Consider the following 25,297-nt stretch of genomic DNA (forward strand, 5'->3'; position numbering starts at 1 on the left):
TTTGAATTATCAATTAAATTCTATCAAAGCATCCACATGTCTTTTAGCGCTATCTTGAAGAGCTTTAAGGTCATAGCCACCTTCAAGAATTGAGACCACATTTCCATTACACATTGATTTAGAAATTTCTAATGTCCTTTTTGTTAAATGATAAAAATCTTCTGAACTCAACCTTAGCTGGGCTAATGGATCATCAATATGGGCATCAAAACCCGCAGAAAATAATAAAAATTCAGGTTTAAACTCTTTCAATTTTTTTAAAACATTTTCATATGCGTTTAGGTATTCTTCAGCAGTAGTGCCAGCTTTAAGCGGTATATTTAAAATATTATTAAATTTACCTGTTTCTTTTTCAGAACCAGATCCAGGATAGTAAGGATATTGATGTGTTGAAATATATAACACTTTTTTATTATCATAAAAAATATCTTGAGTTCCATTTCCATGATGAACATCAAAATCAATAATTGCAACTTTACTATAATTATATTTTTCAATTAGATAGTTAGCGCCAACTGCAACATTGTTGTATATACAAAATCCCATTGCCTTATCCTTTTCTGCATGATGCCCAGGTGGCCTTACAGCACAAAAAGCATTTTTAAATTCTTTCTGTTGAACACCATCTATAGCTGTAATTATTGATCCCACAGCATCTTTTGTTGCCTCTTTACTTCCGGGCGAGACAACCGTGTCTCCATCAAGAAAAGCCAAGCCATTTTCTGGAAATGATTTACTTACATGATCAATATATCTAGAAGAATGTGTGTTAACTAAAAAGGATTGATCAAATTTTGCTGGTTTTTTCCAAATTAATTTTTTGTTATCAATTTTTTTAAAGTTATCAATAATAGCTGTAACTCTATCTATTTGTTCTGGATGTCCTTCGCCTGTGTTATGATTTTGATAAGTATCAGAGGTAACTAGACCTGTTTTCACTTAAAATAATTTTGTAAAATATTTGAGTAGATCAAAGTAAGTTTTTTTAAGTCTGACAATGAAACAGCCTCATCTACTTTATGCATTGTTTTACCTACCAAACCAAATTCTAAACAGGGAGCTATTTTTCTAATAAATCTTGCGTCAGAAGTACCACCAGTTGTTGACAATTGAGGTTTAATTTTTGTAATTTTTTTAATGATATCTCTAATCATAAAAGTTGTATTATTTGGTTTTGTAAGAAATGCTTCTCCAGAAACACTATAGTCAATTTTATATTTTGATTTATTTTTTAAACTTATTGTTCTTATAATTCTATCAATTTTCTTTTTTATAGAACTTGAGGTGTGTTTGTTATTAAATCTAATATTAAATTTAGCATTAGCCAAGCCTGGAATTACGTTATCTGCAGAATTATCAATATCTATTTTAGTAATTTCAAGGTTTGTAGGTTGAAAATTTTTTGTGCCATTATCAAATTTAATCTTTTTTAGTTCATTTAAAATTTGCACAAGTGCAGTTGATGGATTATTTGCTCTTTGCGGATATGCTACATGACCTTGAACACCTATAATTGAAAGTCTACCAGTCATACTTCCTCTTCGCCCTATTTTAATCATTTCACCTAATTTATTTGGATTTGTAGGTTCACCCACTAAGCAAAAATCTATTTTTTCTTTTTTCTTTTTTAAGTAATCGACTACTTTTTTAGTCCCATTGATTGCTGCTCCTTCTTCATCTCCTGTAATTAAAAGACTAATAGAACCATTAAATTTTCTTTTATTATCAACAAAATTACTCACTGCAGAGACAAATGCTGCGATCGAACTTTTCATATCATTAGCACCTCTTCCAATTAAGTGTCCTTTTTTAACAGAGGGTTTAAATGGGTTTACTGTCCATTCTTTTAAATTTCCAGCAGGCACAACATCTAGATGACCTGCATAACAGAAATTTGGACCTTGATTACCAAGTCTTGCGTAAAGATTTTTTACTGGTTTGCTGTTCTTCTCTTTAAACTCTAAAATTTTAGTTTTAAATCCAAGTATTTTAAGTTTTTTTTCTAAAAACTTCATTATTCCAGCATCAATAGGTGTTACTGTTGGAAATTTAATTAGCTCCTTAGCTAATTGAAGTTCATTAATTGAAGCCATAAATCTATTCTCTCAAAAGATCGTTTACAGAAGTTTTAGATCTTGTTTTTTCATCAACCTGTTTAATAATGACTGCACAATAAAGAGATGGGGCAGAGGCATTATTTTTGTCAGGTAATGATCCAGGTACTACCACAGAATAAGGAGGAATTTTTCCATAAGTTATTTCTCCAGTTTTTCTATTTACTATTTTAGTAGATTGACCTATGTACATTCCCATACTTAAAACAGATCCTTCTCCAACGATAACACCCTCAACAACTTCTGACATTGCTCCAATAAAACAATTGTCTTCAATAATAGTTGGTAATGCTTGGGCTGGCTCTAACACTCCGCCAATTCCACTTCCTGCAGAGATATGACAATTCTTTCCAATTTGGCAACAACTACCAGCACGACTAAAAGTATCCATCATAGTGCCTTCATCGATATATGCTCCAATATTTACATAGCATGGCATTAGCACTGCATTTTTACCAACAAAAGATCCTTTTCTAACTGGAGAGTTGGGTACCATTCTAAATCCAGCTTTTTCATGATCTTCTTTTGTCCAACCAGCTGTCTTACCTTTTAATAAATGAGCTTTATCGTACCAGCTACTATAAGGTCCATTTAAATTTTCCATTGGATAAATTCTAAAGCTTAACATAATAGCTTTTTTAATATGTTGATGGGTAACCCATTCCCCATTAATTTTTTCCGCAACTCTAACTTTACCACTATCTAAATCATCAATCATTTGATTGATGGTATCTTTTAAACTTTGTTCAGAATCTTGGTTTACGTTATCTCTATTTTCCCACGCATCATTTATTATTTTTTCGATATCACTCATATTTTTTATTTAGATAGTTAATTTAATTGTTCTTTAATATATTAATTTCTTGAAGAAAAGAAGGCAAGTTCTTAATCTTATAATCTATATATGGTTTGTCCGAGTCTTTTTTAGCAAAAGTTTCTTCATTTTCCAACCAACAAGTTTTCATTCCTAAATTTTTAGCTTGTTCTAAGTTGTGAGCGATATCTTCAATTAAAATTGATTGATTTGGATCTAAATCAAATTTTTTAATCAATTTTTGATAGGGATCTAAATGTGGTTTTGGCACATAATTTGCATCGGTGATATCAAAGGCTCCATCGAATAATCCATCAATACCAAGTTGTTTTGTAACATTTTCAACGTGAGCATGAGATCCGTTAGTAAAAATAATCTTTTTTTCTTTTATCTTAATCAGCTCTTCTCTTAAAACTTTATCTTTTGGCAACCAGCTAATATCAATATCGTGAACAAATTCTAAAAATTCTTTTGGATCAATATTGTCATGATTCATTAGGCCTGAGAGTGTTGTCCCATATTCATAGAAATATTTTTTTTGAATTTCTTTTGCTTTTACAAGATCAACATTAAATTTTTCAGAGATGAAAGAAGACATTTTTTTATCTACTTCAGAAAAAACCTGAGTTTGACCACTATAAAGAGTGTTATCTAGGTCAAATATCCAATATTTTATATCGATTAAATCTTTCATTGTCTTATCAAGGTTCCCGATCCTTTATCTGATAATAGTTCAAAAAGAATAGAATGGTTTTTTCTACCATCAATAATTACTACACCTTTAACTCCATTACTTGCAACATCTAAACAATTGTTAATTTTAGGTATCATGCCTCCAGTAATGGTTTCATTTTCAATTAATTCCTTGATTGAAGTCGAGTTAATTTCTGTAATTAGTTTTTGGTTATTATCCAAAACACCTTCAACATCACTCATAATAATCAATCTCCTTGCTGCAATTTTTTTTGCAATAGAGCCAGCTGCTGTGTCTGCATTTATATTATAAGTTTGGTTATTTTCATCTAAGCCCAATGGCGCAATTACTGGAACTTTTTTATCGTTTACAATTTTATCAATAATAGATTGATCAATTTTAGTTGGTGTTCCAACAAATCCTAATTCATCATTTTCTTTAATTGCACCAATAATATTATTAATTTTGGAGTTTATTGTTTCACTATTACAAGATTGTTTTTCAAGGGCCTCAACTATTTCTTGATTAAATTCTATTAAAACTTTCTCAACTACTTCAATTAGTTTCTTTTCCAGTAACTCGAAGTCCTTTAATAAATTCGCTTTTTATTCCAAGCTCATTTAATTTATTGCTTATTCTTTTACCTCCACCATGAACAATTATAGGAATGAAACCTAACTTATTTAATGTTGTAATATCTTTTATAAAAATATTAAATAAGTTTTGATCGACTAAAACACTTCCACCACATTTAATAACAATATATTCATCGTTGTACTTTTCTAGATATCTTTTTACTTCATCAATTGAGGGACCATCAGATGGTAGGATTTTTTTTAACTCTTCTTCTTTGACTTCCAACATTAAGTGGCTGTTTTAATAGTAGTTCTTTTCATAATGAACACTTGTTGAGCCATTGTTAAAATATTATTAACAGTCCAGTAAATTACTAATCCTGCAGGGAATGGTGCCAGTATTACTGTTAGGAAAAGTGGAAAGAACATAAATATTTTTGCCTGCATAGGATCTGTTGGAGCAGGATTAAGTTTTTGCTGAATAAACATTGATACACCCATTGCAATAGGCCAAGCACCAATCATTAAAAATGAAGGAACATCATAAGGCAATAAACCAAATAAATTGAAAAGTGACGTAGGATCTCTTTCTGATAAATCTTGTATCCATCCAAAAAATGGCATTTGTCTCATTTCAATTGTTACAAACAATACTTTGTACAATGCAAAAAATACTGGAATTTGAACTAGTATAGGTAAGCATCCAGACATAGGATTTACTTTTTCTTTTTTATAAAGTGCCATCATTTCTTGCTGCAATTTCATTTTGTCATCTTTATGTAGATCTTTTAGTCTCACCATTTCAGGCTGGAGAGCTTTCATTTTTGCCATGCTTCTAAATGAAAAGTTTGCAAGTGGGAAGAATGCAAGTCGAATACAAATCGTTATTGCAATAATTGCAAGACCATAGTTTCCAAGTAATTTAAAGAAGTAATCTATCCCATAAAATAAAGGTTTAGTGATAAAATATAAAAAACCCCAATCAATTGCTAAATCAAATTTATCTATATTTAAAGATTCTGCATATCCATCAATTACATCTACTCTTTTTGCTGCAACAATTATTTGCATCTTATCTTCTATGCTGGAATTTCCCTTTAGTTCAAGAGGCTCAGTTGCTACAAAATTTGCTCGAAATTTATCTTTGTAATCAAATGTAGTTTTAAATTCTTTACCGCTTGGGGGTATTAATGAAGTAATCCAAAATTTATCAGAAATTCCTAGCCATCCTTTTTGTGAGGTTCTTGAAAACTTTTCTTCTTGGATATCATCATAATCTTCTTCAATTAGCTCATCATCTAAGGTTGCTAAAAGTCCTTCATGAAGAATATAAAAATTTGATATATCAGGAATTTGCTTTCTAATTATTTGTCCATATGAATAGAAATCATACTCTTTATTTGTAGAATTGATTACTTTTTGTTTGACTGAGAATAAAAATTTATCATCTAAAGCTATCTCTTTTTCAAAAGTAATTCCCTGATTATTAGTCCAGGATAATTTAACAGGGGATTGGTTAGTTAGTTTATTATTTCCTAGATACTGACCATACAGAATTGGAATTTGGAATATCAATATTTTTATCTGTAGTTATAAATCCACTTTCTATTAAGTACCCATCTTTAGTGTTTCTTGGTGATAAAAGTTTAACTTTCTCATCACTCTCTAAAGCGACATTATATTCTTTAAAAGTTAAGTCATCGATTGCAGCACCCTTTAAAGAAATTGAACCAACTATATTTTGGTTTTCAAATTGAATTCTTTTACTTTGGTTTAAAGCCTCTTCTCTTGTTATTTCAGTTACCGTTTCTTTTTGGTCTAAACTTGGCGCATCTGTATTTTGTCTCAGTTTTATTTTTTTCTGCCAATTGTTCTTTAGTAATCTGGTGGTGGGGCAAAAAAAAGTGAATATAAAATTATTACTGCTGCCGATAAAGAAATAGCTGCAATTACGTTTTTAGTATCCATTATTTTTTTGCTTTCACTTCTTTTTTAACAGGATCAAAACCATCTCCACCTCCTAAAAACTTTATTGGATGGCATGATAAAATTCTTTTTAAACTCATGAAACTTCCTTTAACTAGACCAAATTCTTTTAAAGCCTCTATACTGTATTCTGAGCAAGTTGGTAAATATCTGCATGATTGACCAAGTAGTGGACTAATTAGGAATTTATAGCCTTTTATAAATTTAATTAAAATATTTGTGAAAATGTTCATTATTTAATTTTTTCTAAATCCTGAAATAGAGTTTCTTTTATATTTTTGTATTCATTGTTTAACATAGTTGACTTAGCAATAACAAGATATGAATAGTTAAATTTTAATGTTACTTTTTTAACTGCTTCATTAAGAATATTTCTTAATCTACGTTTAATTTTATTTCTTTTTACCGCATTCCCAATTTTCTTTTTAGTCACAAAACTAATATTAAGTTTACTGATCATCTTTGTTAGCTAGTTTGCCAAAAAAAATCGTAACATATTTGTTAGAAATTTTTTTTTGTTTTAATAGATTTTTGAATTCTTCGTTTTTTGAAAGAGCAAGTATTTTGCTTTTCATTTATCTAGACTGATACAGTTAACGATTTTCTTCCTCTTGCTCTTCGTCTAGCTAAAAGTTTTTGTCCACCCTTAGTCTTCATTTTTGATCTAAAACCATGTTTTCTGGCTCGTTTAACGTTAGATGGTTGGTATGTTCGCTTCATAAAATGTGGTTAAAATTTATTAATTTTCGCCCTTTATAGTAACTAAATATATAAATAGCAAATAGAAGATTATATAATTAGCATTGTATTTAATGGAAAAAGCTAAAAAAATTAAATTATTTATAGGATTATTTTATCTTACAGCTATTTGTTTATTTTTATATTTTTTCTTTTCAAAATTTAGCCTTCAGGAATTAACGTCTTATGATTTTATCAGAGAAAATAGATCTTATTTTTTTGAACTTAAAAATTCAAATTTATTTTTACTATCAATAATTTTTCTAGGACTAACGATATTGTGGGTGTTTCCATTTTTAGGATTTGGTTCTCCTGTTGCATTGATGGGTGGATTTATTTTTGGAAAATGGATTGGAACATTCCTTGTTGTTTTAGGATTAAGTATTGGTGCAACTTTTATATATTTATTTGGTAATTATTTTTTAAAAGAATTAATTAGAGAAAAATTTTTAAATAAATTTCAAAATCTTGAACAAAAATTTAAAAAATCTGAATTTATTTATTTGTTAATATATCGTTTTATAGGAGGAATACCTTGGCAGTTAAGCTGTCTTTTACCCACTCTTTTTAATGTAAAAGTAAATAATTTTTTCTTTGCAACATTGATTGGAATTATACCTCAAATTTTCTTAGCTGTTTCTATTGGTAGTGGTTTAGAAAAAGTTATTGATCAAAATTCAGAAGTTCCAGGAATAACAGATATTATTTTTTCAGCAGATATTTATTTGCCAATTTTAGCTTTTTTTGGATTAATTATATTATCAATTTTTTTAAGAAAACTTTTCTACAAAAATTAATTTTGGTGCTCCCACCCTGTACTGACCAGGGAATTAGTCATTACCAATGACTTGATATACCATTTATCTATAGGAGCTTATGATCAAAATAATATTTACTGATAATAAAGCATTTTTTTCAAAATATTGCCTTAATTTTTTGATGAATATGCTTTATATCTACTTGAGGAAAATTTTATGGGAATTCATTACGATTATAAATCCACTAAAGGAAATAAGCTTATGGAGAAGCAAGCTAAAAGAGAAAAGAAGCTTGCTGAAAAAAAAGCTAAACGTTTAGCTAAAGAAGGACCAAAAGTAGAGGAGCCTAAGCCAAAAACTTTAGATGCCTCTAAACCTATCACATTAGATTTCCTTACTAATCCAGATAAAGAATGAATTCTAAAGAAAAAAATGAGCGTTTAAGCTTAGCTCTTAGAAAAAATTTAAAAAAAAGAAAACTTTTTCAAAAGAAGACAAAGAAGAAAACTAAATAATGTCAGTATTATCAGATAAGTGGATAAGAAAAATGTCCAAAGAAGAGGAAATGATTTCTCCTTTCGAAGAAAAACAAGTCAGAGGAAATAGCATCTCTTATGGATTGTCTTCTTTTGGTTATGATGCAAGAGTTTCTGATGAGTTTAAAATTTTTACAAATGTAAATTCAGAAATAGTGGATCCAAAAAATTTTAAACCAACAAACTTTGTAACCAAAAATACATCAGAATGTATTATTCCACCCAATTCATTTGTTTTAGCAAGAACGGTTGAAAAATTTAAAATTCCAGATGATGTATTGGTTATTTGTCTGGGTAAATCTACTTATGCAAGATGTGGAATTATTGTAAATGTTACGCCTCTAGAACCAGGTTGGGAAGGGTATGTAACGCTTGAGTTTTCTAATACCACGCCTTTGCCTGCAAAAATATATGCAAATGAAGGGGTTGCACAATTTATCTTTTTAAAAGGAAATGAAAAACCAGAAGTGACATATGCTGATCGGGATGGAAAATATATGGGCCAAACTGGGGTAACGTTACCTAAAGTATAGTTATGCAAAAACTAGAAGTCTTTGGAGCCAAAAAGCTCAAAGGACAAATAAAAATATCAGGCTCAAAAAATGCCTCTCTTCCAATTTTAGCTGCTTCCTTATTATCAAGTAAAAAAGTTTATCTAAAAAATTTACCTAGAGTAAAAGATATTGAGACGATGGTAAGTTTACTTCAATCGTTGGGTTCTAAAATTATTTTTAATAAGAATAATTTAGCTATTGATAATATTAAACAAACAAAAAGTTTTGCATCTTACAGCTTAGTTAAGACTATGAGAGCAGGAATTTTAGTTCTTGGTCCATTGCTTGCAAAATTTGGAAAAGCAAAAGTTTCTCTACCTGGTGGTTGTGCAATTGGTACCAGACCTGTTGATATACATTTGGATGCTTTATCTAAGCTAGGAGTTAAGTATAAAATTATTCAAGGGTATGTACACGCTACCGCGCCTAAAGGATTAATTGGAAATAAAATAAAATTTTCAAAAATATCAGTGGGTGCTACCGAAAATTTAATAATTGCAGCAAGTTTTGCTAAAGGAACTACTATTTTAAATAACTGTGCAATTGAACCTGAGATAAAAGATTTAGTTAATTTTTTAAAAAGTATGGGATGTAATATTAAGTGGATTAGCAAGCGTTCAGTCAAAATTGAAGGGGTATTTGAAGTTAAAGAAACTACTTATTCAATAATGTTTGATAGAATAGAAGCTGGAACATATTTAGTTGCAGCAGCTGTAACAGAGGGAAATTTAATAATAAAAGATATTATTCCTAAAATTATTCAAACAGAAATTAATACTTTAAAAAAGATAGGTGCAAAAATCATAGTTAAAAAGATGAAATTCATATTATGGGTAATAAAAAAATTAAAAGTATCAATATCAAAACTGCTCCATATCCTGGTTTCCCAACTGATTTACAAGCTCAAATGATGGTATTGTTGTGTAAGGCCAACAAACAATCAGTAATTAAAGAAGATATTTTTGAAAACAGGTTTATGCATGTTGCTGAACTGAATCGAATGGGTGCTAAAATTTCAACTGATGTGAATAAGGCTAAAGTTACTGGTAATATTAATTTTGAGGCAGCTGAATTGATGGCAACCGACTTAAGAGCTTCTGTTTCACTAATTCTTGCAGCTTTAACTGCTAAAGGGAAATCAGTGATTAATAGAATTTATCATCTAGATCGAGGATATGAGAATATAGAAAAGAAATTGAAAAAAGTTGGAGCAAAAATTAGAAGAGTTAATTAATGAATAAGAAATATTTAGCAAAAATTATAGCTTCAGATAATGAAGGTTTACAAATGATTTCAGCATGTAGTGCTGGTGCCAAAGTAAAGGTGTCAGGCATAAAGTATCTAGCAGAGAATAAAGTTTTCTTATTATCAATTGAGAGAACTAAAATCGAAACAGATCAGGAAGATAAGAAAATTAATAGTATTTGTAGGTTTGATTTTGTGGATAAAGTTAAATCTAAAAATATAGATCAAAAAAATGAGGATTTAGTTTTAGAATTGATAGCAATTGATTATCTAAAAAATAAAGATGATTATGAAATTAATTTAATTTTTAACAATAATGCTCACATTGCTTTGACTACCGAAACAATTGAAGTAAGACTAGAAGATCAAAACGAAATTAAAGACTAATGAAAATATTAAATAGTAATAATAAAAATTTTGATAAAAGTCTTAGATAGTTTACTTTTACAAAGAAAGAAAAAAGTACAATCTAATTCAGTTTCAGTTTCAAGTATTATTAAAGATGTTAGAAAAAATGGAGACAAAGCTTTAGTAAAATATGAAAAGAGATTTAATCAAAATACTATAATTGTCCCCTCTCAAAAACAGATTTCTAATTCAATACAATCACTAGATAAAAAAGTGAAGCAAGCAATAGATATTGCTTACAATAGAATTTACAAATTTCACTCACTTCAAAAATTTAAGAATATTTCTTATGTCGATAAGTATAAAAATAAACTTGAGTATAAATATATACCTCTAGAATCTGTTGCAATTTATGTGCCTGGTTCAACAGCCTCATATCCCTTCAAGTGTATTAATGAATGCTATTCCAGCAATTGTTGCAGGTGTTAAAAGAATTGTAATGATTAATCCTGGATTTAAAGGAAAACAAAATCCAGCAGTATTATATGCGGCACGTAAATGTAAAATTAAAGAAATTTATTCAATAGGTGGGCCTTCAGCGATTGCAGCTGTAGCTTATGGAACAAAAAAAATAAATAAAGTTAATAAAATAGTGGGCCCTGGTAATGCATATGTGGCTGCTGCTAAAAAAGAAGTTTTTGGTGATGTTGGAATTGAAGGAATGACTGCAGGCCCTTCAGAAGTCACTATTGTTTGTGATAAATTTTCAAATCCAGAATGGGTTGCAAGTGATTTAATAGGTCAAGCAGAACATGATAATCTTGCTCAATGTATTTTAATTTCAAAAGATAAATCTTTAATAGATAAAGTTCAAAATGAAATTGTTAAACAATTAAAAGAAATTCCACGATCATCTATTGCAAGACAAAGCTTATCCAGTAATGGAATTTTAATGCATATTAGTTCTGATAAGAAAATAATTGATGTTGTAAATAAAATAGCACCTGAACATTTGGAGCTAAATGTTAAAAATTATAATTCATTTGTGCCAAAAATTAAAAGTTCAGGATCTGTTTGTTTAGGAAAATATGCTGTTATGGCAATGACAGATTATAATGTTGGCTCTAACCATATATTACCAACAAATGGTTCGGCAAAATATTCAAGTGGAGTAAGTGTAAATGAATTTTATAAACGGATTTCCTATATAAACTTATCTAAAAAGGGTATTGAAAGTCTTGGTCCTTCAGTTATAACACTTGCAAATTACGAAGGATTAGCAGGACACGCTCAATCTGTAAAAAAAAGAATTAGGAGAAAATAAAATTGTCTAAACAAGATTTGCTTGAATTTAAAGGAAAGGTCATGGACCTACTTCCAAATGCAATGTTTAGAGTTAAGCTAGAGAATGGGCATACGGTTACTGCTCATACTGCTGGTAAGTTGAGAAAAAATAGAATTAGAGTATTGCAAGGCGATAATGTGACAGTTGAGATGACACCTTACGACCTTACAAAAGGTAGAATAATCTTTAGGGGTTAATTTTTGCCTCGGTAGCTCAGGAGTAGAGCAGAGCCCTGAAAAGGCTTGTGTCGGAGGTGCGAATCCTTCCCGAGGCACCACCATCCACTTTTCATCTTGAAATAATTAAAAAATCAAATTAGCTTTATGGAATAATAAACAACATAAGGACTGAGAAATAAGATGAGTACACTAACTGGTAAAATTAAATGGTATAATGGTAAAAAAGGCTATGGTTTCATTGAAAGAGATGACAAAGAAAAAGATGCCTTTGTGCATGCATCAGCAGTTAAAGCAGCTGACATGAGATATCTAAACGAAGGGGATAAACTTGAGTTTACATTAGAAGATGGCCCAAAAGGCCCTTCTGCAGTTAATCTAAAAAAAATAGATTAATTTTAAATATTTCAAAGGGCGTTAAATCTATAAATAGATTAACGTCCTTTTTATTTTTACTTGAATAATGACAATTATTGTCTAAAAGACTGCTCATGATTATAAATATTACATACAGAGAGACTTCAAGAAGCACTCATAGAATCTGTTTCCATAGCCTGTAGGCTATTTATTTATAATATAATTTTTAATCCACACAAAAATAATATAAAAACAAGGAATGCCTGGGTGGTGTAACGGTTAGCACGAAAGTTTGTGGAACTTTAAGTTTGAGTTCGATTCTCAGCCCGGGTACCAAAAAATGAATAAAGAAAATAAATTAGTACCTGGATTACCTTCAGGTTTTGAAGATCGTTGGGATAAAAAACTTCTTCTCAAAAAAAAGCTATTAAAAGCGATTGAGAATAATTTTATCAAGTTTGGAGCAGAGGCTCTTGAAACCCCTTCGTTTGAAATTAGTGAAAACATAGGATCTTTTCTTGCAGAAGACGATAGTAATCCTATGTCTGATGTATTCTCATTTCAAGATGGTGAAAAAAGTATTACGCTTAGGTACGATCTATCGAGCCCACTAGCAAGATTTGTTGCTCAAAACAATCAAGAGCTACCTTCAATTTATAAACGATATGCAATTCAAAATGTATTTCGTAACGAAAAAGCTGGAAATGGACGTTACAGAGAATTTATGCAAGCAGACTTTGATATCGTTGGAAATGTTAATCCTGCTCAAGCAAATGCTGAACTTTGTAATTTAATTTCAAGTACATTATCTGATTGTGGATTAAACAAAGATCAATTTACCATCAATGTAAGTAATAGAAAAATTGTTCAAGGATTAATTAATGAATTAAAAATTTCTGAAGAAAAACAAATTAAAGTTATTCGAGCAATTGATAAATTAGATAAGCCTGGATTTGGATTAAAAGGAGTTGAAGATTTACTTAAAAAAGAAAGAAAAGATCAAAGTGGGGCTATTACTAAAGGTGCAGATCTATCAGATGATCAAGCTGCACAAATATTAAATTTTTTAAAAATAAAAGATTTAAAAGAATTAAAAGAAACTTTAAAAAATCCATTATCTCAAGAAGGGGTAAGTGAGCTTGAGAATGTATTTGAAGTATTAGGATATGGATCAAATTTAAATCAAGTTAAGACGAATTTTACCATTGTAAGAGGTCTTGCTTATTATTCCGACTTTATTGTAGAGACTAATTTAAATTTCAAAGTTACTAATAACAAAGGAAAAGAAGTAGATATTGGAAGTATATGTTCAGGTGGAGCTTATGCAAAATTGATATCTAGATTTAGAGGCGTTGATATTCCAGGAACAGGAATAAGCTTTGGTGTAGATAGGTTATTATTTGCTTTAATGCAATTAGATCAAATTAAAGTTGAAGATCAAAAACCTGTTTTAGTCTGCGTCATGGATCAAAAATATTTGAAAAATTATTATGAATTAGTGGATCAATTAAGAGACAATAATATTAATGCTGAAGTTTTTTTAGATAGTAAAAAAAATCTTGGCAAACAATTAACCTTTGCAAATAAACGTGAATTACCGGTTGCCGTTATTTGTGGGGAAAATGAATTTAATGATAACACAGTTACTATTAAAAACCTTAAAGGCGTTAAGGGTGAAAATAATCAAACAATTCCAAAAGCTGATTTAATTAATGAAATCAAAAAACTTATCTGAAAATATCCTTAGATCAGTCAAATCTAAAGGATTTAAGTATATTGATTTACCTTCAGTAATTGAGGCTAATCATATTGTCCAAAGATCAGGTGAAAACTTTAGAAAGTTTATATTTTCTTTTATTGATCAAAATGGAAGTGAGCTTTGCCTTAGACCCGACTTAACTATTGCATCATGTCTTAGGTATTTAGAGAATAATTTAAAAGGAAAAGAGAAGATTTTTTATAGTGGTCAGGCTTATCGAAAATCACAAAATAAAAAAGACTCTATAATTAGAGACCAAGTTGGGTTTGAAATCATTGGATCTAAAGATGAAAAGAATGATGACAAAGAAATTATCAATACATCTTTAAAATCGCTTCAAAATATTAAATATACATCAGGAACATTAACAATTGGAAATGTTGAAATCTTTAATTTGTTAATTTCAAAGCTAGATATTCCAAAACGATGGAAGTTAAGATTATCAAGACATTTTTGGAGAGAGAAATATTTTAATGATCTATTAAAAAGATTAGAAACTAATTCAGATGTAGATCCAACTATCGTTGAGATTGATAAGAAACGATATTTTAAAATGTTAAAAGAAGATCTATCCAAAGTTATCGCAGGAAGATCAATTAATGAAATTTTAAAAAGATTTGATAACAAAATTAGAGATCCAAGAGGCACAAAAAAGGGTGAAAATGTATCAAAGATTATTAAAGAGTTTTTAAAGATTAAATGCCCAATTAATAAAGCTGCAAGTGAACTTAATAAGTTTTTTAAAAAGAATAAGATTAATTTAATAGTTGATCAAAAATATTTTCCAATCTCAAATAATAAAATTTCAAAACTTAATGTTGTTTTCTCAGCTTCATTTGGAAGACAATTAGAATACTACACAGGAATGGTATTTAAAATTGATATCAAGTCTAAATCAAAAAACAGAAACATAATTAATGGTGGAAGATATGATAAATTAATTTCAGATCTTGGAGCTAAAAATCAAGTAGCAGCAGTTGGAGCTGCTTTAAATTTAAATTACTAATGAACAAAAATATTATTAATATTGGTATTCCAAGCAAAGGTAGACTTAGAAAAGATATTTTAAAAATATTTAAAAAAAATAAATTAAATCTAGTTTCTGAAAGAGGGGAAAGAGATTTATTAGGATCCATAAAACAATTAAAAAATGTTAAAGTTTTATATCTTCATGCAAGAGAGATTGTTGAAAGACTTGGAGATGGCTCATTAGATCTTGGTTTTTCAGGATTTGATTTATTAAAAGAGAGTGAAGTAAATATTCAAAATAAAATCAATGTATCTAAAAGATATGATTTTGGAAAAGCAACTTTAGTTGTTGCAATTCCTGATCCATGGATTGATGTTCAAACGGTTGCTGATTTAGAGGAAATTGCATTTGAATTTAAAGATAAAAAGAAGAAAAGATTAAGAGTTGCAACCAAATATCCAAATTTAACTAGAGAGTTTTTATTTTCAAAAGGGGTTACTCAATTTAAATTAGTAAGCTCTCTTGGAGCCACAGAGGCTTATCCCTTTACAGGATCAAGTGAAATTATCACTGATATAACATCAACTGGTGAAACTTTAAGAGCTAATAATCTTCGTATTTTAAAGGATGGAGAAATATTAAAATCAGAGGCTTGTATGATGACATCAAAACTCATCTGTAAAAAAACTAGAAGTTAAAAAACTAGTTAAATTACTTTCTAAGAATTAGATCTTTCCAATAAATTAAAATAATCTTAATAATATCAAGGTTTCTAGCAACAGCATAAATTGCGATTATGACTCCTATAACAAATATAATTTTTAATATTAAGAATAATTCCATGAGGTAAGTTTTTAATAATTAAATATATTAATCATATTTTTACTATAAAATAAATTATTAGAATCATGGATATAATTTTAGTTGTTTTATTAGTGTTATTAGTTGGAATTGCTTCATCAATTCTTTATCTAAATCTCAAATCTAAGCCTAAAGATGAGAATGAAAATAAGGAAGCTGAAGAAATAGCTAATTTAAAGACTGAAATACAAAGTTTAAAAGATACTCTAAATAATACTATTAATACCTCACTTGGCACAATGTCGACTTCATTTAATAATCTTTCAACAGGTGTCACTAAAGATATGACAGAAGCTTTAACTAAAGTAGATGAAAAAGTTGGAAACTTTAATCAGTCAGGTTGAATTATTAAATCAAAGCCAAGAGGGGATCACTAAAATTTTAGCAGGTGTTAAAAAATATGGAACTCTTGCAGAGTTTAGTTTGGATGCTTTAATTAAAGATTTATTGCCTGCCTCACAATTCATGACTAATGTTAAGATGAAGGAAGATACCAGTGAAAATGTTGAATTTGCAATCAAACTTCAAGGAGATGTTTTAGTTCCAGTTGATAGTCATTTTCCAGTGGAAAAATTTAAAGCAATTACCGATGGTCATGACGCGCAAGATAAAAGAGCTGTTGCAGATGCTAGAACAAAATTAGCTACTGCTTTTAAAGCTAAAGCTAAAAGTGTTAATGAAAAATATATTGTTCCACCAAAAACTACAGATTTTGCAATTGTCTATGCTCCAACGGAAAGCTTATACAAAGAATTAACTGAATACCAAGATCCAAGTACTAAAGAGTTATTAACTCAAGAATTAATGAAAAAACATAAAGTTGTAATCTGTGGCCCTAATACTCTTTCAGCTTACTTGCAATCTCTTCACATGGGATTTCAATCTTTAAAAGTTCAAAAAGGTGCTACCGAAATTTATAATCACTTAAAAACAATTACCTCAAGATTTGGAAAGCACTTTGATAATATAATTTCTCTTAGAAAAAAATTAGAAGAAGCTATGTCTGTTGTTGATAAGTTTGGAACAGATGCTAGATCAATTACTAGAACTCTTGAAAGTATTAAAGATCCTGAACAACTTGAAAAAGCAGTCCAAACAGAAAATGTAGAAAAATTTGTTGATCGTTCAAAACAAGCAAATAATTAATTTCTTTTTTTCTAAAATAGCGAATATAAGAAATCACATGGAGTGGAATAATAAATATATTTATCCAAAATCAACTAGATCAATAGTAGATGGCTCAAGGCATTACTCTGTAAATGAAGAACGCTTGCCATCGGTTACAACAATATTAAAAGCAACTGAGTCTGAGGAAAAAAAAGCATCTCTTCAAGCTTGGAAGCAAAGGGTTGGTCAAAAGCAGGCTGAAATTATCACTCGTGAGGCTAGTAGCAGGGGTAGTTCTATGCATGAATACTTAGAAAAATTTTTGCTTGGTAAATTAAATTTAGATTTATTGGGAGATAATACTAGAGAGCGAATGATGGCTGATCAGATTATTGAAAATGGTTTAAGAAATAAACTTGATGAAATTTGGGGTTGTGAGGCAACATTATATTATCCAGGTAAATATGCAGGAGCTGCTGACTGTGTTGGCGTTTATGAAAATAAAGAAACCATAATTGATTTTAAACAAAGTAATAAGCCAAAAAAAGATGAATGGATTGATGATTATTATTTGCAATGTAGTGCTTATGCTTTAGCCCATAATACAGTTCATGGATCTAATATTACTCAAGCAGTTATATTGCTTTGTACAAAAGACAATATGTTTCAAAGGTTTTTAATAGATGGTGACAGATTAAAAGATTACCAAAATAAATTTTTAGAAAAAGTTGAACAATTTTATGCACAAAGGAGAGCAAATTGAATTACGTAGTGTGGGATATTGAGACAGATTCTGCTCAGACAGATTGGGCAACTATTATTGAAATAGGTGGAATATTATTAGATGAAAACTTCAAAGAATTAGAGCGTTTTCAAGCAAGATGTAGGCTGCCTCAGGATAGAGTTCCAAGTGCTACTGCACTTTGTATTAATAAATCAAATGTAGATTTATTAACTAAAGGTAATTTAAGTCATTACGAAATGTTAACTCAGGTTGAGCAAAAATTTAGAGAATGGTCACCTGCAACATTTTTAGGTTATTCAAGTATTAATTTTGATGATGAAGTAATTAGAAAAGAATTTTTTAAATCTTTAAGAAAGCCTTATTTAACAAATACAGAGGGAAATGTTCGTCATGATGCTTTAAATATAGTTAGAGCAGCATTTGCAATCGATGATGATGTTTTAAAAACAGAACTAAATCCAAAAGGAAATAAGTCAATGAAGCTGGAGTCTTTAGCAAGATTAAATGGTTTTGAATCTGCTGGAGCTCACTCTGCATTATTTGATACAGAGCTTACTGTTAAGGTTTTAGATTTAATTAAACAAAAACAGCCAACCCTTTGGCAAGAATATTTTAAAACAAGTAGCAAAGTAATTGTCGAGAACATGGTTAAGCAAGAAAAAATATTTACATTAAATGAGTATTTTTATGGAACAAGTCGATTGTATTTATGTGCACCACTTCACCCTAATGCTTGCATGCATCCAGTTTATAAATGGGGTCAAGCAGTAGATCTTAGAGTTGATATTGAGGCCATTCAAAAATTAAATTATGAAGATTTAAAAAAAGAGATGAAAAAGTCTCCGAAGTTTTTAAGAACTATTAGATCGAATAAAGCACCAATAATTTTAGATCCAAGTTTTGGAATGAAAGTTGAGCCTTATAGTAAACTTGATCCTAACTTAATTAAAAAAAGAGCTGAACTAGTTAAAAGTAATGAAAAGTTTTCACAAGATGTTTGCAATATTTTAAGAGAAGCTGCTGAGGAGAAAATGGAAACTTCTTCACAAGAAGATATCGAGCCAGAAGAATCTATTTATTCTGGAGGATTTACGTCTGCTAAAGATCAAGCTTTATTTCCTAAATTTCATACAGGGGATTGGAAAGAAAAGTTTGCACTATTAGATAAATTTGAAGATGAAAGATTGGTTACGTTTGGTCATGGATTGATATTTAATGAGGCACCTGAAATTCTACCAAAAGAAATTCATAAAAAAATAAAACGACGTATAGCTTCAAGAATTCTAAGTACTAATAAGGAGAAATGGTGGACAATTTCTGCTTTTTATTCAGAGTGTGATGAGATTAGAGAAAATGAAGATAAGATGTTTTCGTTCAAAACAGTAGATGAAAAGCTTAAATTTCTTGATGGAATTAATGATTATGTGATGAATCTAGAGCAAAAGTATTCAGACGCATAATTTAATAAATCAAAAAAATTTATTTTTGCCCATTGAATAATCAATTGAATCAATTATATCAGTAATATGCTTAATGATTTTAAAGACGACGATTTTGATAGTAAAATAAAAAACGAAGATATTTCAGTTATCCAGTTCAGTGCTGCTTGGTGTGGACCTTGTAAAGCTCTTGTTCCTGTAATGACTAAGCTTTCAGACGAATATAAAGATAAAGCTGGTTTCTATTACGCAGACATCGAAGATGGTGGAATTAATACTGGAAGTGCTGCAGGAATTAGAGGTGTGCCGACAGTTATTATCTACAAAAAAGGTGTTGAAGTAGATAGAAAAGTTGGTGGAGTTCCTGAAAGCCACATGAAAGAGTTTTTAGATAAAAATATCTAATTTAAATTCAATACTTCCCCAGCAAGATATAAGAGATCCAGTAATTAGGATAATATCGTTTTCCTTGACTGGAATTGACCTGATAGCATCCTCTATACTTTCTTGGTAATTGATATTTTTGAAGCTATTTAGCTTATCTTTAAGCTCTTTTCCTTTAATGGAGTTTGGTTGATTAGGAATATCTATAGTGGTCAAGGTTTTAACATCCTTAAAGTAACTCATGTATTCATTATGATCTTTATTGGCCATCATTCCTAAGATGATATGTTTGTTACAATTTAAACTTTCTAAGTATTCATTTAACACTTTTGCTCCTAAAGGATTATGTGAGCCATCAACAAAAAGTTGATGATCTTTTGCAAGTTCTTTAAGTTTACCTGATTTAATTTCCTGTAATCTTGCAATACTATTTATTTTTGTAATTCCTTGTTTGATATGTTCATCTTTTATATCAAAATCTTTTATAGTTCTTAACGTTGCAATAGCAGTTGAGATGTTTTCTAATTGAAATTGACCTTTAACATTTGGCATTGGTAATTTTATTCCACCTAATTGATCTTCATAATAAAAGAAATCATTTTCTTTTATTGTAAAACTATAATCTTCATTATGAAAAAACTTATTTGAGCTGTTACTTGATATTGTTTTTTTAATACTATCTGTAATTTCTTTAGAACTTTGTTTTGCAACTATAATATTTGAATTTAAAAGAGTTGAAGTTTTCTCATAAATAATTTTTTCAACAGTTTGCTCATTTTCAGGTAGCCAATCTAAATGATCAAGTCCAATTGAAGTTACAATGCTGGCTAGATTATTTTTAAGTATATTAGTCGCGTCAAACCTATGAAATAAGCCAGTTTCTATCAAATTGATATTATCTGGATATTGAGAAGCTTTTAAAAAATAAGCTGCAGTCAATATCTCAAAAAAAGTAATGGGTTCATTATTATTAGCACTTTCAATTTCTTCAAACAAACTTGCTAACTCTTCATCATTAAGTTCTTCATTATTAAAAACAAATCTTTCATTAATACTTTTAATATGAGGACTAGTGTAAATATTACATTTAATATTTGCTTCTTTTAAAATAGCAAACATCGCTTGGATGGTTGAATACTTTCCATTTGTTCCAACAATTGAAATTGCTTTAAGTTTATCTTGAGGATTTCCTAATCTTTGACAGAGATTTTGAATACGATCTAAACTTAGATCTATTTCTTTAGGATGCAGCTCTTGTAAGCGACTGACTATCTTCTGAAGTTTCATTTTGCTCAGAACTTATAACAGAATTTTGCTTTAACAATATTGATAATAAAGTTCCTATTTTTGATACAAGATCTTTACGTTCAACAATTAAATCAACGAAACCTGTTTTTTCAACATATTCACTTTTCTGAAATCCTTCAGGTAATTCCTCTTTAACAGTTCCTTGAATAACTCTAGCACCAGCGAATGCAATTAATGCCCCAGGTTCTGCAATATGAATATCTCCCAACATTGCATAAGAAGCTGTAATACCACCAGCTGTTGGATCTGTAATGCAAACTAGATAAGGTAAACCATTTTTCTTTAATTCATTGATTGCAAGAGTTGTTCTAGTCATTTGAGATAATGAAATTAAACTTTCCATCATTCTCATTCCACCCCCAGCACTAATACATAAAAAAGGTGTTCTGTTTTCTATCGCATGCTGAATTCCATATAAAAAAGCTTCCCCTTCAGCAGCAGCCATTGAAGCACCTAGAAAATCAAAGTCAGATGCAACTGCTGTAATTTTTATATTATTGATAGTTCCACATGCAACCATCATTCCACATTCCATTCCTGTTTTTTTACGAGCAGCTTTTAATCTATCTTTATATGATTTTGAGTCTGTCCAATTTAATGGATCATCTTTTGGAATTGGAGTTTTAAATACTTCATAGTTATTTTTACCAAATAAAATATCAAATCTTTGGCTTGGTTTAATTCGGTGATGTTTATTACAATCAGGACAAACCCATAAGTTTTGCTCTAAATCTTTTTTAAGAATTGGACCTCTACAACAACTTGTCCAATCACTTTTTGCGATATCTTCTTTTGAAGCTCGTTCGTGAAAAGCAGTTTTAATCTTTTCACCTGCTTTTATTATTTTTGTAATCCAGTTCATTTAATTTTATTTTTTAATCTTCTTCACGATATTAGTAACATTTGTGACAGGATTTTGTCTCTTTTTAATAGAGCTTGAAATTTCTTTACAAATTGCACTTCCAACTACTAATCCATCAGCTTTTTTAAGAGATTTTATTGTTTTTTCAGTAATTCCGAATCCAATAACAATATTTTTAGATTTATTTAGATTTTTTATTTTACTGTATCTTTCAAGTATTTTTTTAGGTGAAACTTTAAGCTTTCCTCCAGTAGTTGACAGCATACTAATGTAATAAACCATATCATGAGAATCTTTGATAATTTTTTTTAATCTTACTGGGGATGTTGTTGGAGAAACTAATTGAATAAAATTAACTTCTCTTTTTTTACATTTAGCAGCAAATTTTTTATTTTCTGGATAAGGTAGATCAACTACTATTAAACCATCAACTTTTACATTCTTACATTTATCTAAAAATTTGTTTTCATTGTATTGAAAGATCATATTGTAGTAACCCATCAAAATAATTGGTTTAGTTTTTTTTGATTTTTTAAAATCTTTAGCTATTGAAAAAACATCATTGATTTTAATCCCATTTTTAATTGCACGGTATGCACTAGTTTGAATTTGGCCACCATCTGCAATTGGAGTATTATGAGGAAAACCTAGTTCACAGATATCTGCATAATTAGATATTGATTTAAGAATTTCTAGTGACTTCTTTTTAGTGTTATCACCTGCAACAGTATAGGTAAGTAGGGCAGGTCTATTCTCACTTTTTGCATTTTGAAATGCTTGACTTAATAATGAAGCCATTATCTTTTACCTAATCTTTCTCTCAAAATATCTCTGTCTTTTTTTGCATCCCCACATGAATTAACAATAATAATTGTATCTTTACTTAATTTAGGTGCAATTTTGATAGCTTCTGCAAAAGCATGACTAGGCTCTAAACTTGGATTTAAATTTTCATATTTTGTAACCATTACATGTGCACTAAGAGCGTCCTCATCTGTTGCATAAGTATATCTTGCTCTTTTAGTATCTTTTAAAAAACAATGAATAGGGCTCACACCTGGATAATCTAATCCTGCACTAATAGACTCTGTATCATTAATTTGTCCCTCATTATTTTGACAAAGATATGATGCCGCTCCATGTAAAATTCCAATTTTAGCATTTCGACTTAAAGGTGCTGCATGAAGTTTTGACTTTTTAGGTCCGCCTGCTTCAACACCGATTAATTCAATTTGTTTTTTATCATAATCAATAAATTCACTCCAAAAACCATAAGCAGAACTTCCTCCACCAACACAGTTAATTAATTTTAATTTATTAGGAATTTTTTTAAATTCTGATTTTAATTGTACTTTTAAGTTCTCTGGAGATTTGTGCGGTACTCCAACCACAGATTTTAACAAATATATTAGGTCCAACTGTGCTTCCAACACACATATGAGTATTATCACAATTAGACACCCAGTATCTCATACATTCACTAACAGCATCAACTAAAGTTTGACTACCTGAATAAACTGGAACTATCTCGGCTCCATTTTTTCTCATTGCATCACAGTTAGGTTTTTGTCTCTTTATATCTTTTGCCCCCATGAATATTTTACATTTAAGGCCAAATTTTTTAGCAGCCATACTAAGCATTTTTCCTGCATAACCTGCTCCTGTATCACCAACGATATATTTTTTGCCCATTGCTTTACAAATAAGAGCATGGACAGTTGCATTATATATCTTATGCGCACCTCCATTAGCCTCAGCAACAACCTTTGCCCAAATTTGAGCACCACCTAAATGATTTGTAAGATTATCAAGCTTTACGAATGAAGTAGGGGTTCCGATATAGTTTTTGAAATAAAAATCTCTTCTTTTTAAAAATTTTTTATCTTTTCTTAATTTTTTGAATTCATTTGTTAAATCTTCTACAGGCTTTTTTAAAGTCTCAGGAATAAAGCTTCCTCCAAATTTACCACCCCAAAAGCCATGTTGATCGTGCTGATCAATTAAAGGAATTCCTTTTTTAAGTTTCATTTTTTACCTGCTCTACCTTGTTTAAAAATATATCTATTTTGGATTTATCTTTTACCCCAGAAGTCTCAAGACCCCCAGATATATCTATAATATCTGCTATTTTTTTATAATTTTCAAGATTATCATTCACTTGAATATTTCCTGCTATCATTAATGGTTTGTTAATCTTTATTTTTTCAATAAGTGAGTGATCAAAAGCCATACTTTTTTCATAGCCTTTACTATCAAATAAATAAATGTCGGTTACCTCAGAAAATAATTGATATTTTTCAACATCCTTTTCATCTTTTATAGTTAAAGCAGTAATAATTTTTTTATTATACTTTTGTTTAATTTCTTTTATTTCATCAGGTGTACAGTCATAAATTTGATAATAATCAAAAGGAAGATGTTTAATTTTTTCTAGAATATCTCCATCAGGTTTTACAAGAACTGCTACAAAATTAGATTTCTTTTTATCTAATTTTAATAATTCATTTAAGCTTTTCAACCTCAACATATCTTGAGCTTTTTTTATAATTACAAATGAAACCAATAAATAGAGGTGGGTAAGGGTGATTGATTATAAAATCAAGAGTATCGAGATCTGAAATCCCACAGATTTTAGATCCATTGATCATTTATTTAAGTGATCAATTAATCTTTGAGTATTTTTTTTTATATTTCCTTTTATTAACGATCTTCCCATTACAATACCTGATACTTTATTTTTAAAAGCATCATTAGGGGTCATTACTCTTGATTGATCGTTAGCACTATCACCAGGCAATCTTATTCCAGGCGTTACAATAAATAGGTTTTTATATTTTTTTCTAACCATTTTGGCTTCTTGCGCAGAACAAACTAAGCCGTCACAACCTGATTTCTTTATTAGTCCAGCTTGTTTCAAAACTAGTTGTTCCACAGACTTTGTGTGTCCTATTTCTTTAAGTGATTTGTTATTTAAACTTGTCAGTATTGTAACACCAAGTACTTTTAAATCTTTATTAATTGATTTAGCTTTTTTTTTAATAACCTTAAGCATTTCTAGACCACCATTTGCATGAACAGTTATATATTTACATTTTTTTAGATCTTTTAAACTGTCTAGTGCAGATAATGCTGTTTGTGGAATATCGTTAATTTTTAAATCTAAGCCAAAAGTCTTTTTTAAAATTTTCTAAAAATTTTCTTCCATTTTTAGAGTAAAAAAATTGTAGGCCAAATTTTGGAACAACTTTGAGTTTATTTGTCTGTGTTTGTTTTATGATTTTCTTTATTTCATTTAAATTAGAATTATCGCAAGCAACAAAAATGTTTTTATGTTTCATGGTTTAATTTTTTAAACAAGTCTTTTGACATTTTAAAGTGAATTGTTTTCTTTTCTGGTGTGTTTACTTTTTCGCCTGTTTTAGGGTTTCTCGAAATACGAGCTTTTTGGATATTAGTTGAAAACACTCCAAAACCTCTTAGCTCAACTCGATCACCTCTTTTAAGAGCACGCTTAATTTCACTTAAAATTATATTAGTAAATTTTTCGAGGTCTTTTTTAAGAAAATTGGGATAGTTCTCTGAGAGTTGTTTTAAAAGCTTTGATTTTACAATAGCCAATTTA

At 29.5% G+C, this 25,297-nt stretch carries 36 protein-coding genes, 2 tRNA genes and 2 pseudogenes; 19 read left to right on the top strand and 21 right to left on the bottom strand.

Features of this window, described 5'->3' with window-relative positions:
* Nucleotides 1-9: 9 nt before the first annotated feature.
* From Q0X98_RS02070 to rpmH, 12 genes are read right to left on the bottom strand one after another with little or no spacing between them, the layout of a single operon-like run.
* A complete protein-coding gene (locus Q0X98_RS02070; protein ID WP_297680940.1) occupies nucleotides 10-939 on the bottom strand; it encodes a histone deacetylase family protein in 930 nt (309 codons plus the stop codon).
* Complete coding sequence (gene dapE, locus Q0X98_RS02075) at nucleotides 936-2,093, bottom strand: succinyl-diaminopimelate desuccinylase (protein WP_297680942.1); 1,158 nt, start codon at nucleotides 2,091-2,093, stop codon at nucleotides 936-938. The genes Q0X98_RS02070 and dapE overlap by 4 nt, the downstream gene beginning before the upstream one ends.
* A gap of 4 nt (nucleotides 2,094-2,097) precedes the next feature.
* Nucleotides 2,098-2,928 carry a 2,3,4,5-tetrahydropyridine-2,6-dicarboxylate N-succinyltransferase gene (gene dapD, locus Q0X98_RS02080; protein ID WP_297680944.1) on the bottom strand — a complete coding sequence of 277 codons (831 nt, stop codon included), beginning with the start codon at nucleotides 2,926-2,928 and terminating at the stop codon, nucleotides 2,098-2,100.
* A gap of 22 nt (nucleotides 2,929-2,950) precedes the next feature.
* On the bottom strand, nucleotides 2,951-3,622 hold the full coding sequence (locus Q0X98_RS02085; RefSeq protein WP_297680946.1) for a pyrimidine 5'-nucleotidase: 672 nt from the start codon (nucleotides 3,620-3,622) through the stop codon (nucleotides 2,951-2,953).
* Nucleotides 3,619-4,197 (bottom strand): acetylglutamate kinase, encoded by a 579-nt coding sequence (gene argB, locus Q0X98_RS02090; RefSeq protein ID WP_320415261.1) that lies wholly within the window; start codon nucleotides 4,195-4,197, stop codon nucleotides 3,619-3,621. The genes Q0X98_RS02085 and argB overlap by 4 nt, the downstream gene beginning before the upstream one ends.
* The gene (locus Q0X98_RS02095; RefSeq protein ID WP_297680948.1) at nucleotides 4,178-4,486 is read right to left on the bottom strand and encodes a hypothetical protein; all 309 of its coding nucleotides are present in this window, start codon (nucleotides 4,484-4,486) and stop codon (nucleotides 4,178-4,180) included. The genes argB and Q0X98_RS02095 overlap by 20 nt, the downstream gene beginning before the upstream one ends.
* Nucleotides 4,486-5,772 carry a membrane protein insertase YidC gene (gene yidC, locus Q0X98_RS02100; RefSeq protein WP_297680950.1) on the bottom strand — a complete coding sequence of 429 codons (1,287 nt, stop codon included), beginning with the start codon at nucleotides 5,770-5,772 and terminating at the stop codon, nucleotides 4,486-4,488. The genes Q0X98_RS02095 and yidC (Q0X98_RS02100) overlap by 1 nt, the downstream gene beginning before the upstream one ends.
* Nucleotides 5,726-6,109, bottom strand: a complete 384-nt coding sequence (yidC, locus tag Q0X98_RS02105) for a membrane protein insertase YidC (protein ID WP_320415262.1) — start codon at nucleotides 6,107-6,109, stop codon at nucleotides 5,726-5,728. The genes yidC (Q0X98_RS02100) and yidC (Q0X98_RS02105) overlap by 47 nt, the downstream gene beginning before the upstream one ends.
* A gap of 55 nt (nucleotides 6,110-6,164) precedes the next feature.
* Complete coding sequence (gene yidD, locus Q0X98_RS02110) at nucleotides 6,165-6,416, bottom strand: membrane protein insertion efficiency factor YidD (protein ID WP_297680952.1); 252 nt, start codon at nucleotides 6,414-6,416, stop codon at nucleotides 6,165-6,167.
* Complete coding sequence (rnpA, locus tag Q0X98_RS02115; protein WP_297680954.1) at nucleotides 6,416-6,643, bottom strand: ribonuclease P protein component; 228 nt, start codon at nucleotides 6,641-6,643, stop codon at nucleotides 6,416-6,418. Before rnpA ends, yidD begins: the two co-directional genes overlap by 1 nt.
* Nucleotides 6,633-6,758 (bottom strand): hypothetical protein, encoded by a 126-nt coding sequence (locus Q0X98_RS02120; protein ID WP_297680956.1) that lies wholly within the window; start codon nucleotides 6,756-6,758, stop codon nucleotides 6,633-6,635. Before Q0X98_RS02120 ends, rnpA begins: the two co-directional genes overlap by 11 nt.
* Before the next feature lie 4 nt (nucleotides 6,759-6,762).
* Nucleotides 6,763-6,903: a 50S ribosomal protein L34 gene (rpmH, locus tag Q0X98_RS02125; RefSeq protein WP_008545591.1), complete on the bottom strand. Its 141-nt coding sequence runs from the start codon at nucleotides 6,901-6,903 to the stop codon at nucleotides 6,763-6,765.
* A 92-nt stretch (nucleotides 6,904-6,995) separates the two neighbouring features.
* Here rpmH and Q0X98_RS02130 point away from each other — a divergent pair, with 92 nt between their 5' ends.
* The 19 genes and pseudogenes from Q0X98_RS02130 to Q0X98_RS02220 all read left to right on the top strand — a co-directional run bounded on the left by Q0X98_RS02130 (nucleotide 6,996) and on the right by Q0X98_RS02220 (nucleotide 19,526).
* Nucleotides 6,996-7,718 carry a VTT domain-containing protein gene (locus Q0X98_RS02130; protein WP_297680960.1) on the top strand — a complete coding sequence of 241 codons (723 nt, stop codon included), beginning with the start codon at nucleotides 6,996-6,998 and terminating at the stop codon, nucleotides 7,716-7,718.
* A gap of 177 nt (nucleotides 7,719-7,895) precedes the next feature.
* Nucleotides 7,896-8,096: a hypothetical protein gene (locus Q0X98_RS02135; protein ID WP_297680962.1), complete on the top strand. Its 201-nt coding sequence runs from the start codon at nucleotides 7,896-7,898 to the stop codon at nucleotides 8,094-8,096.
* A 97-nt stretch (nucleotides 8,097-8,193) separates the two neighbouring features.
* Nucleotides 8,194-8,748 (top strand): dCTP deaminase, encoded by a 555-nt coding sequence (dcd, locus tag Q0X98_RS02140; RefSeq protein WP_297680964.1) that lies wholly within the window; start codon nucleotides 8,194-8,196, stop codon nucleotides 8,746-8,748.
* A 2-nt stretch (nucleotides 8,749-8,750) separates the two neighbouring features.
* Nucleotides 8,751-10,003, top strand: a pseudogene (gene murA / locus Q0X98_RS02145) (UDP-N-acetylglucosamine 1-carboxyvinyltransferase).
* Complete coding sequence (locus tag Q0X98_RS02150; protein ID WP_297680966.1) at nucleotides 10,003-10,401, top strand: DUF2948 family protein; 399 nt, start codon at nucleotides 10,003-10,005, stop codon at nucleotides 10,399-10,401. The pseudogene murA and the gene Q0X98_RS02150 overlap by 1 nt, the downstream one beginning before the upstream one ends.
* Nucleotides 10,402-10,431: 30 nt before the next feature.
* Nucleotides 10,432-10,851: a histidinol dehydrogenase gene (locus Q0X98_RS02155; RefSeq protein ID WP_297680968.1), complete on the top strand. Its 420-nt coding sequence runs from the start codon at nucleotides 10,432-10,434 to the stop codon at nucleotides 10,849-10,851.
* Nucleotides 10,817-11,686 carry a histidinol dehydrogenase gene (gene hisD / locus Q0X98_RS02160; protein ID WP_297680970.1) on the top strand — a complete coding sequence of 290 codons (870 nt, stop codon included), beginning with the start codon at nucleotides 10,817-10,819 and terminating at the stop codon, nucleotides 11,684-11,686. The genes Q0X98_RS02155 and hisD overlap by 35 nt, the downstream gene beginning before the upstream one ends.
* Nucleotides 11,687-11,688: 2 nt before the next feature.
* Nucleotides 11,689-11,904, top strand: coding sequence for a translation initiation factor IF-1 (infA, locus tag Q0X98_RS02165; RefSeq protein WP_023649077.1), 216 nt, complete (start codon nucleotides 11,689-11,691; stop codon nucleotides 11,902-11,904).
* 5 nt (nucleotides 11,905-11,909) lie between these two features.
* Nucleotides 11,910-11,984 (top strand) — tRNA-Phe (locus tag Q0X98_RS02170).
* Nucleotides 11,985-12,066: 82 nt separating this feature from the next.
* Nucleotides 12,067-12,279 (top strand): cold-shock protein, encoded by a 213-nt coding sequence (locus Q0X98_RS02175; protein WP_271496110.1) that lies wholly within the window; start codon nucleotides 12,067-12,069, stop codon nucleotides 12,277-12,279.
* 222 nt (nucleotides 12,280-12,501) lie between these two features.
* Nucleotides 12,502-12,576, top strand: a tRNA-His gene (locus Q0X98_RS02180).
* 4 nt (nucleotides 12,577-12,580) lie between these two features.
* On the top strand, nucleotides 12,581-13,975 hold the full coding sequence (gene hisS, locus Q0X98_RS02185) for a histidine--tRNA ligase (RefSeq protein ID WP_297680977.1): 1,395 nt from the start codon (nucleotides 12,581-12,583) through the stop codon (nucleotides 13,973-13,975).
* Nucleotides 13,953-15,005, top strand: a complete 1,053-nt coding sequence (locus Q0X98_RS02190; protein WP_297680978.1) for an ATP phosphoribosyltransferase regulatory subunit — start codon at nucleotides 13,953-13,955, stop codon at nucleotides 15,003-15,005. The genes hisS and Q0X98_RS02190 overlap by 23 nt, the downstream gene beginning before the upstream one ends.
* Nucleotides 15,005-15,698 (top strand): annotated as a pseudogene (hisG, locus tag Q0X98_RS02195) (ATP phosphoribosyltransferase). The gene Q0X98_RS02190 and the pseudogene hisG overlap by 1 nt, the downstream one beginning before the upstream one ends.
* Before the next feature lie 179 nt (nucleotides 15,699-15,877).
* Nucleotides 15,878-16,174, top strand: coding sequence for a hypothetical protein (locus tag Q0X98_RS02200; RefSeq protein WP_297680982.1), 297 nt, complete (start codon nucleotides 15,878-15,880; stop codon nucleotides 16,172-16,174).
* Entirely contained in the window at nucleotides 16,140-16,976 is an 837-nt protein-coding gene (locus Q0X98_RS02205) for a DNA recombination protein RmuC (protein ID WP_297680984.1), read from the top strand. The genes Q0X98_RS02200 and Q0X98_RS02205 overlap by 35 nt, the downstream gene beginning before the upstream one ends.
* A gap of 37 nt (nucleotides 16,977-17,013) precedes the next feature.
* Nucleotides 17,014-17,700, top strand: a complete 687-nt coding sequence (locus Q0X98_RS02210; RefSeq protein WP_028036228.1) for a hypothetical protein — start codon at nucleotides 17,014-17,016, stop codon at nucleotides 17,698-17,700.
* Entirely contained in the window at nucleotides 17,697-19,142 is a 1,446-nt protein-coding gene (locus Q0X98_RS02215) for an exonuclease domain-containing protein (RefSeq protein ID WP_297680987.1), read from the top strand. Before Q0X98_RS02210 ends, Q0X98_RS02215 begins: the two co-directional genes overlap by 4 nt.
* 66 nt (nucleotides 19,143-19,208) lie before the next feature.
* A complete protein-coding gene (locus Q0X98_RS02220; RefSeq protein WP_028036230.1) occupies nucleotides 19,209-19,526 on the top strand; it encodes a thioredoxin domain-containing protein in 318 nt (105 codons plus the stop codon).
* On the opposite strand, the gene Q0X98_RS02225 is transcribed toward Q0X98_RS02220, so the two are convergent.
* The 9 genes from Q0X98_RS02225 to Q0X98_RS02265 all read right to left on the bottom strand — a co-directional run bounded on the left by Q0X98_RS02225 (nucleotide 19,509) and on the right by Q0X98_RS02265 (nucleotide 25,293).
* On the bottom strand, nucleotides 19,509-20,792 hold the full coding sequence (locus Q0X98_RS02225) for a bifunctional folylpolyglutamate synthase/dihydrofolate synthase (RefSeq protein WP_297680990.1): 1,284 nt from the start codon (nucleotides 20,790-20,792) through the stop codon (nucleotides 19,509-19,511). The two genes, Q0X98_RS02220 and Q0X98_RS02225, sit on opposite strands and share 18 nt — an antisense overlap.
* Entirely contained in the window at nucleotides 20,746-21,675 is a 930-nt protein-coding gene (locus tag Q0X98_RS02230; RefSeq protein ID WP_297680992.1) for an acetyl-CoA carboxylase carboxyltransferase subunit beta, read from the bottom strand. Before Q0X98_RS02230 ends, Q0X98_RS02225 begins: the two co-directional genes overlap by 47 nt.
* A 6-nt stretch (nucleotides 21,676-21,681) precedes the next feature.
* Entirely contained in the window at nucleotides 21,682-22,473 is a 792-nt protein-coding gene (gene trpA, locus Q0X98_RS02235; protein WP_297680993.1) for a tryptophan synthase subunit alpha, read from the bottom strand.
* Entirely contained in the window at nucleotides 22,473-23,066 is a 594-nt protein-coding gene (locus tag Q0X98_RS02240; protein ID WP_297680995.1) for a hypothetical protein, read from the bottom strand. Before Q0X98_RS02240 ends, trpA begins: the two co-directional genes overlap by 1 nt.
* Nucleotides 23,005-23,703: a pyridoxal-phosphate dependent enzyme gene (locus Q0X98_RS02245; protein ID WP_297680997.1), complete on the bottom strand. Its 699-nt coding sequence runs from the start codon at nucleotides 23,701-23,703 to the stop codon at nucleotides 23,005-23,007. The genes Q0X98_RS02240 and Q0X98_RS02245 overlap by 62 nt, the downstream gene beginning before the upstream one ends.
* Nucleotides 23,693-24,193: a phosphoribosylanthranilate isomerase gene (locus tag Q0X98_RS02250; protein WP_297680999.1), complete on the bottom strand. Its 501-nt coding sequence runs from the start codon at nucleotides 24,191-24,193 to the stop codon at nucleotides 23,693-23,695. Before Q0X98_RS02250 ends, Q0X98_RS02245 begins: the two co-directional genes overlap by 11 nt.
* A 126-nt stretch (nucleotides 24,194-24,319) precedes the next feature.
* Entirely contained in the window at nucleotides 24,320-24,859 is a 540-nt protein-coding gene (gene pyrF / locus Q0X98_RS02255; protein ID WP_320415263.1) for an orotidine-5'-phosphate decarboxylase, read from the bottom strand.
* Nucleotides 24,822-25,013 carry a hypothetical protein gene (locus tag Q0X98_RS02260; RefSeq protein ID WP_297681000.1) on the bottom strand — a complete coding sequence of 64 codons (192 nt, stop codon included), beginning with the start codon at nucleotides 25,011-25,013 and terminating at the stop codon, nucleotides 24,822-24,824. The genes pyrF and Q0X98_RS02260 overlap by 38 nt, the downstream gene beginning before the upstream one ends.
* Nucleotides 25,003-25,293 (bottom strand): HU family DNA-binding protein, encoded by a 291-nt coding sequence (locus Q0X98_RS02265; protein ID WP_297681002.1) that lies wholly within the window; start codon nucleotides 25,291-25,293, stop codon nucleotides 25,003-25,005. The genes Q0X98_RS02260 and Q0X98_RS02265 overlap by 11 nt, the downstream gene beginning before the upstream one ends.
* Nucleotides 25,294-25,297 lie beyond the last annotated feature (4 nt).

The organism is uncultured Candidatus Pelagibacter sp., from assembly GCF_943788075.1.
Classification (GTDB): Bacteria; Pseudomonadota; Alphaproteobacteria; order Pelagibacterales; family Pelagibacteraceae; genus Pelagibacter.

Coding starts and splice junctions, on each gene's coding strand:
- dapE (WP_297680942.1), bottom strand. CDS start 2,093: ATGGCTTCAATTAATGAACTTCAATTAGCTAAGGAGCTAATTAAATTT.
- dapD (WP_297680944.1), bottom strand. CDS start 2,928: ATGAGTGATATCGAAAAAATAATAAATGATGCGTGGGAAAATAGAGAT.
- Q0X98_RS02085 (WP_297680946.1), bottom strand. CDS start 3,622: ATGAAAGATTTAATCGATATAAAATATTGGATATTTGACCTAGATAAC.
- Q0X98_RS02095 (WP_297680948.1), bottom strand. CDS start 4,486: ATGTTGGAAGTCAAAGAAGAAGAGTTAAAAAAAATCCTACCATCTGAT.
- yidD (WP_297680952.1), bottom strand. CDS start 6,416: ATGAACATTTTCACAAATATTTTAATTAAATTTATAAAAGGCTATAAA.
- rnpA (WP_297680954.1), bottom strand. CDS start 6,643: ATGATCAGTAAACTTAATATTAGTTTTGTGACTAAAAAGAAAATTGGG.
- Q0X98_RS02120 (WP_297680956.1), bottom strand. CDS start 6,758: ATGAAAAGCAAAATACTTGCTCTTTCAAAAAACGAAGAATTCAAAAAT.
- rpmH (WP_008545591.1), bottom strand. CDS start 6,903: ATGAAGCGAACATACCAACCATCTAACGTTAAACGAGCCAGAAAACAT.
- Q0X98_RS02130 (WP_297680960.1), top strand. CDS start 6,996: ATGGAAAAAGCTAAAAAAATTAAATTATTTATAGGATTATTTTATCTT.
- Q0X98_RS02135 (WP_297680962.1), top strand. CDS start 7,896: ATGGGAATTCATTACGATTATAAATCCACTAAAGGAAATAAGCTTATG.
- dcd (WP_297680964.1), top strand. CDS start 8,194: ATGTCAGTATTATCAGATAAGTGGATAAGAAAAATGTCCAAAGAAGAG.
- Q0X98_RS02150 (WP_297680966.1), top strand. CDS start 10,003: ATGAATAAGAAATATTTAGCAAAAATTATAGCTTCAGATAATGAAGGT.
- hisD (WP_297680970.1), top strand. CDS start 10,817: ATGAATGCTATTCCAGCAATTGTTGCAGGTGTTAAAAGAATTGTAATG.
- Q0X98_RS02175 (WP_271496110.1), top strand. CDS start 12,067: ATGAGTACACTAACTGGTAAAATTAAATGGTATAATGGTAAAAAAGGC.
- hisS (WP_297680977.1), top strand. CDS start 12,581: ATGAATAAAGAAAATAAATTAGTACCTGGATTACCTTCAGGTTTTGAA.
- Q0X98_RS02190 (WP_297680978.1), top strand. CDS start 13,953: ATGAAATCAAAAAACTTATCTGAAAATATCCTTAGATCAGTCAAATCT.
- Q0X98_RS02200 (WP_297680982.1), top strand. CDS start 15,878: ATGGATATAATTTTAGTTGTTTTATTAGTGTTATTAGTTGGAATTGCT.
- Q0X98_RS02205 (WP_297680984.1), top strand. CDS start 16,140: ATGAAAAAGTTGGAAACTTTAATCAGTCAGGTTGAATTATTAAATCAA.
- Q0X98_RS02210 (WP_028036228.1), top strand. CDS start 17,014: ATGGAGTGGAATAATAAATATATTTATCCAAAATCAACTAGATCAATA.
- Q0X98_RS02220 (WP_028036230.1), top strand. CDS start 19,209: ATGCTTAATGATTTTAAAGACGACGATTTTGATAGTAAAATAAAAAAC.
- Q0X98_RS02225 (WP_297680990.1), bottom strand. CDS start 20,792: ATGAAACTTCAGAAGATAGTCAGTCGCTTACAAGAGCTGCATCCTAAA.
- Q0X98_RS02230 (WP_297680992.1), bottom strand. CDS start 21,675: ATGAACTGGATTACAAAAATAATAAAAGCAGGTGAAAAGATTAAAACT.
- trpA (WP_297680993.1), bottom strand. CDS start 22,473: ATGGCTTCATTATTAAGTCAAGCATTTCAAAATGCAAAAAGTGAGAAT.
- Q0X98_RS02245 (WP_297680997.1), bottom strand. CDS start 23,703: ATGAAACTTAAAAAAGGAATTCCTTTAATTGATCAGCACGATCAACAT.
- Q0X98_RS02260 (WP_297681000.1), bottom strand. CDS start 25,013: ATGAAACATAAAAACATTTTTGTTGCTTGCGATAATTCTAATTTAAAT.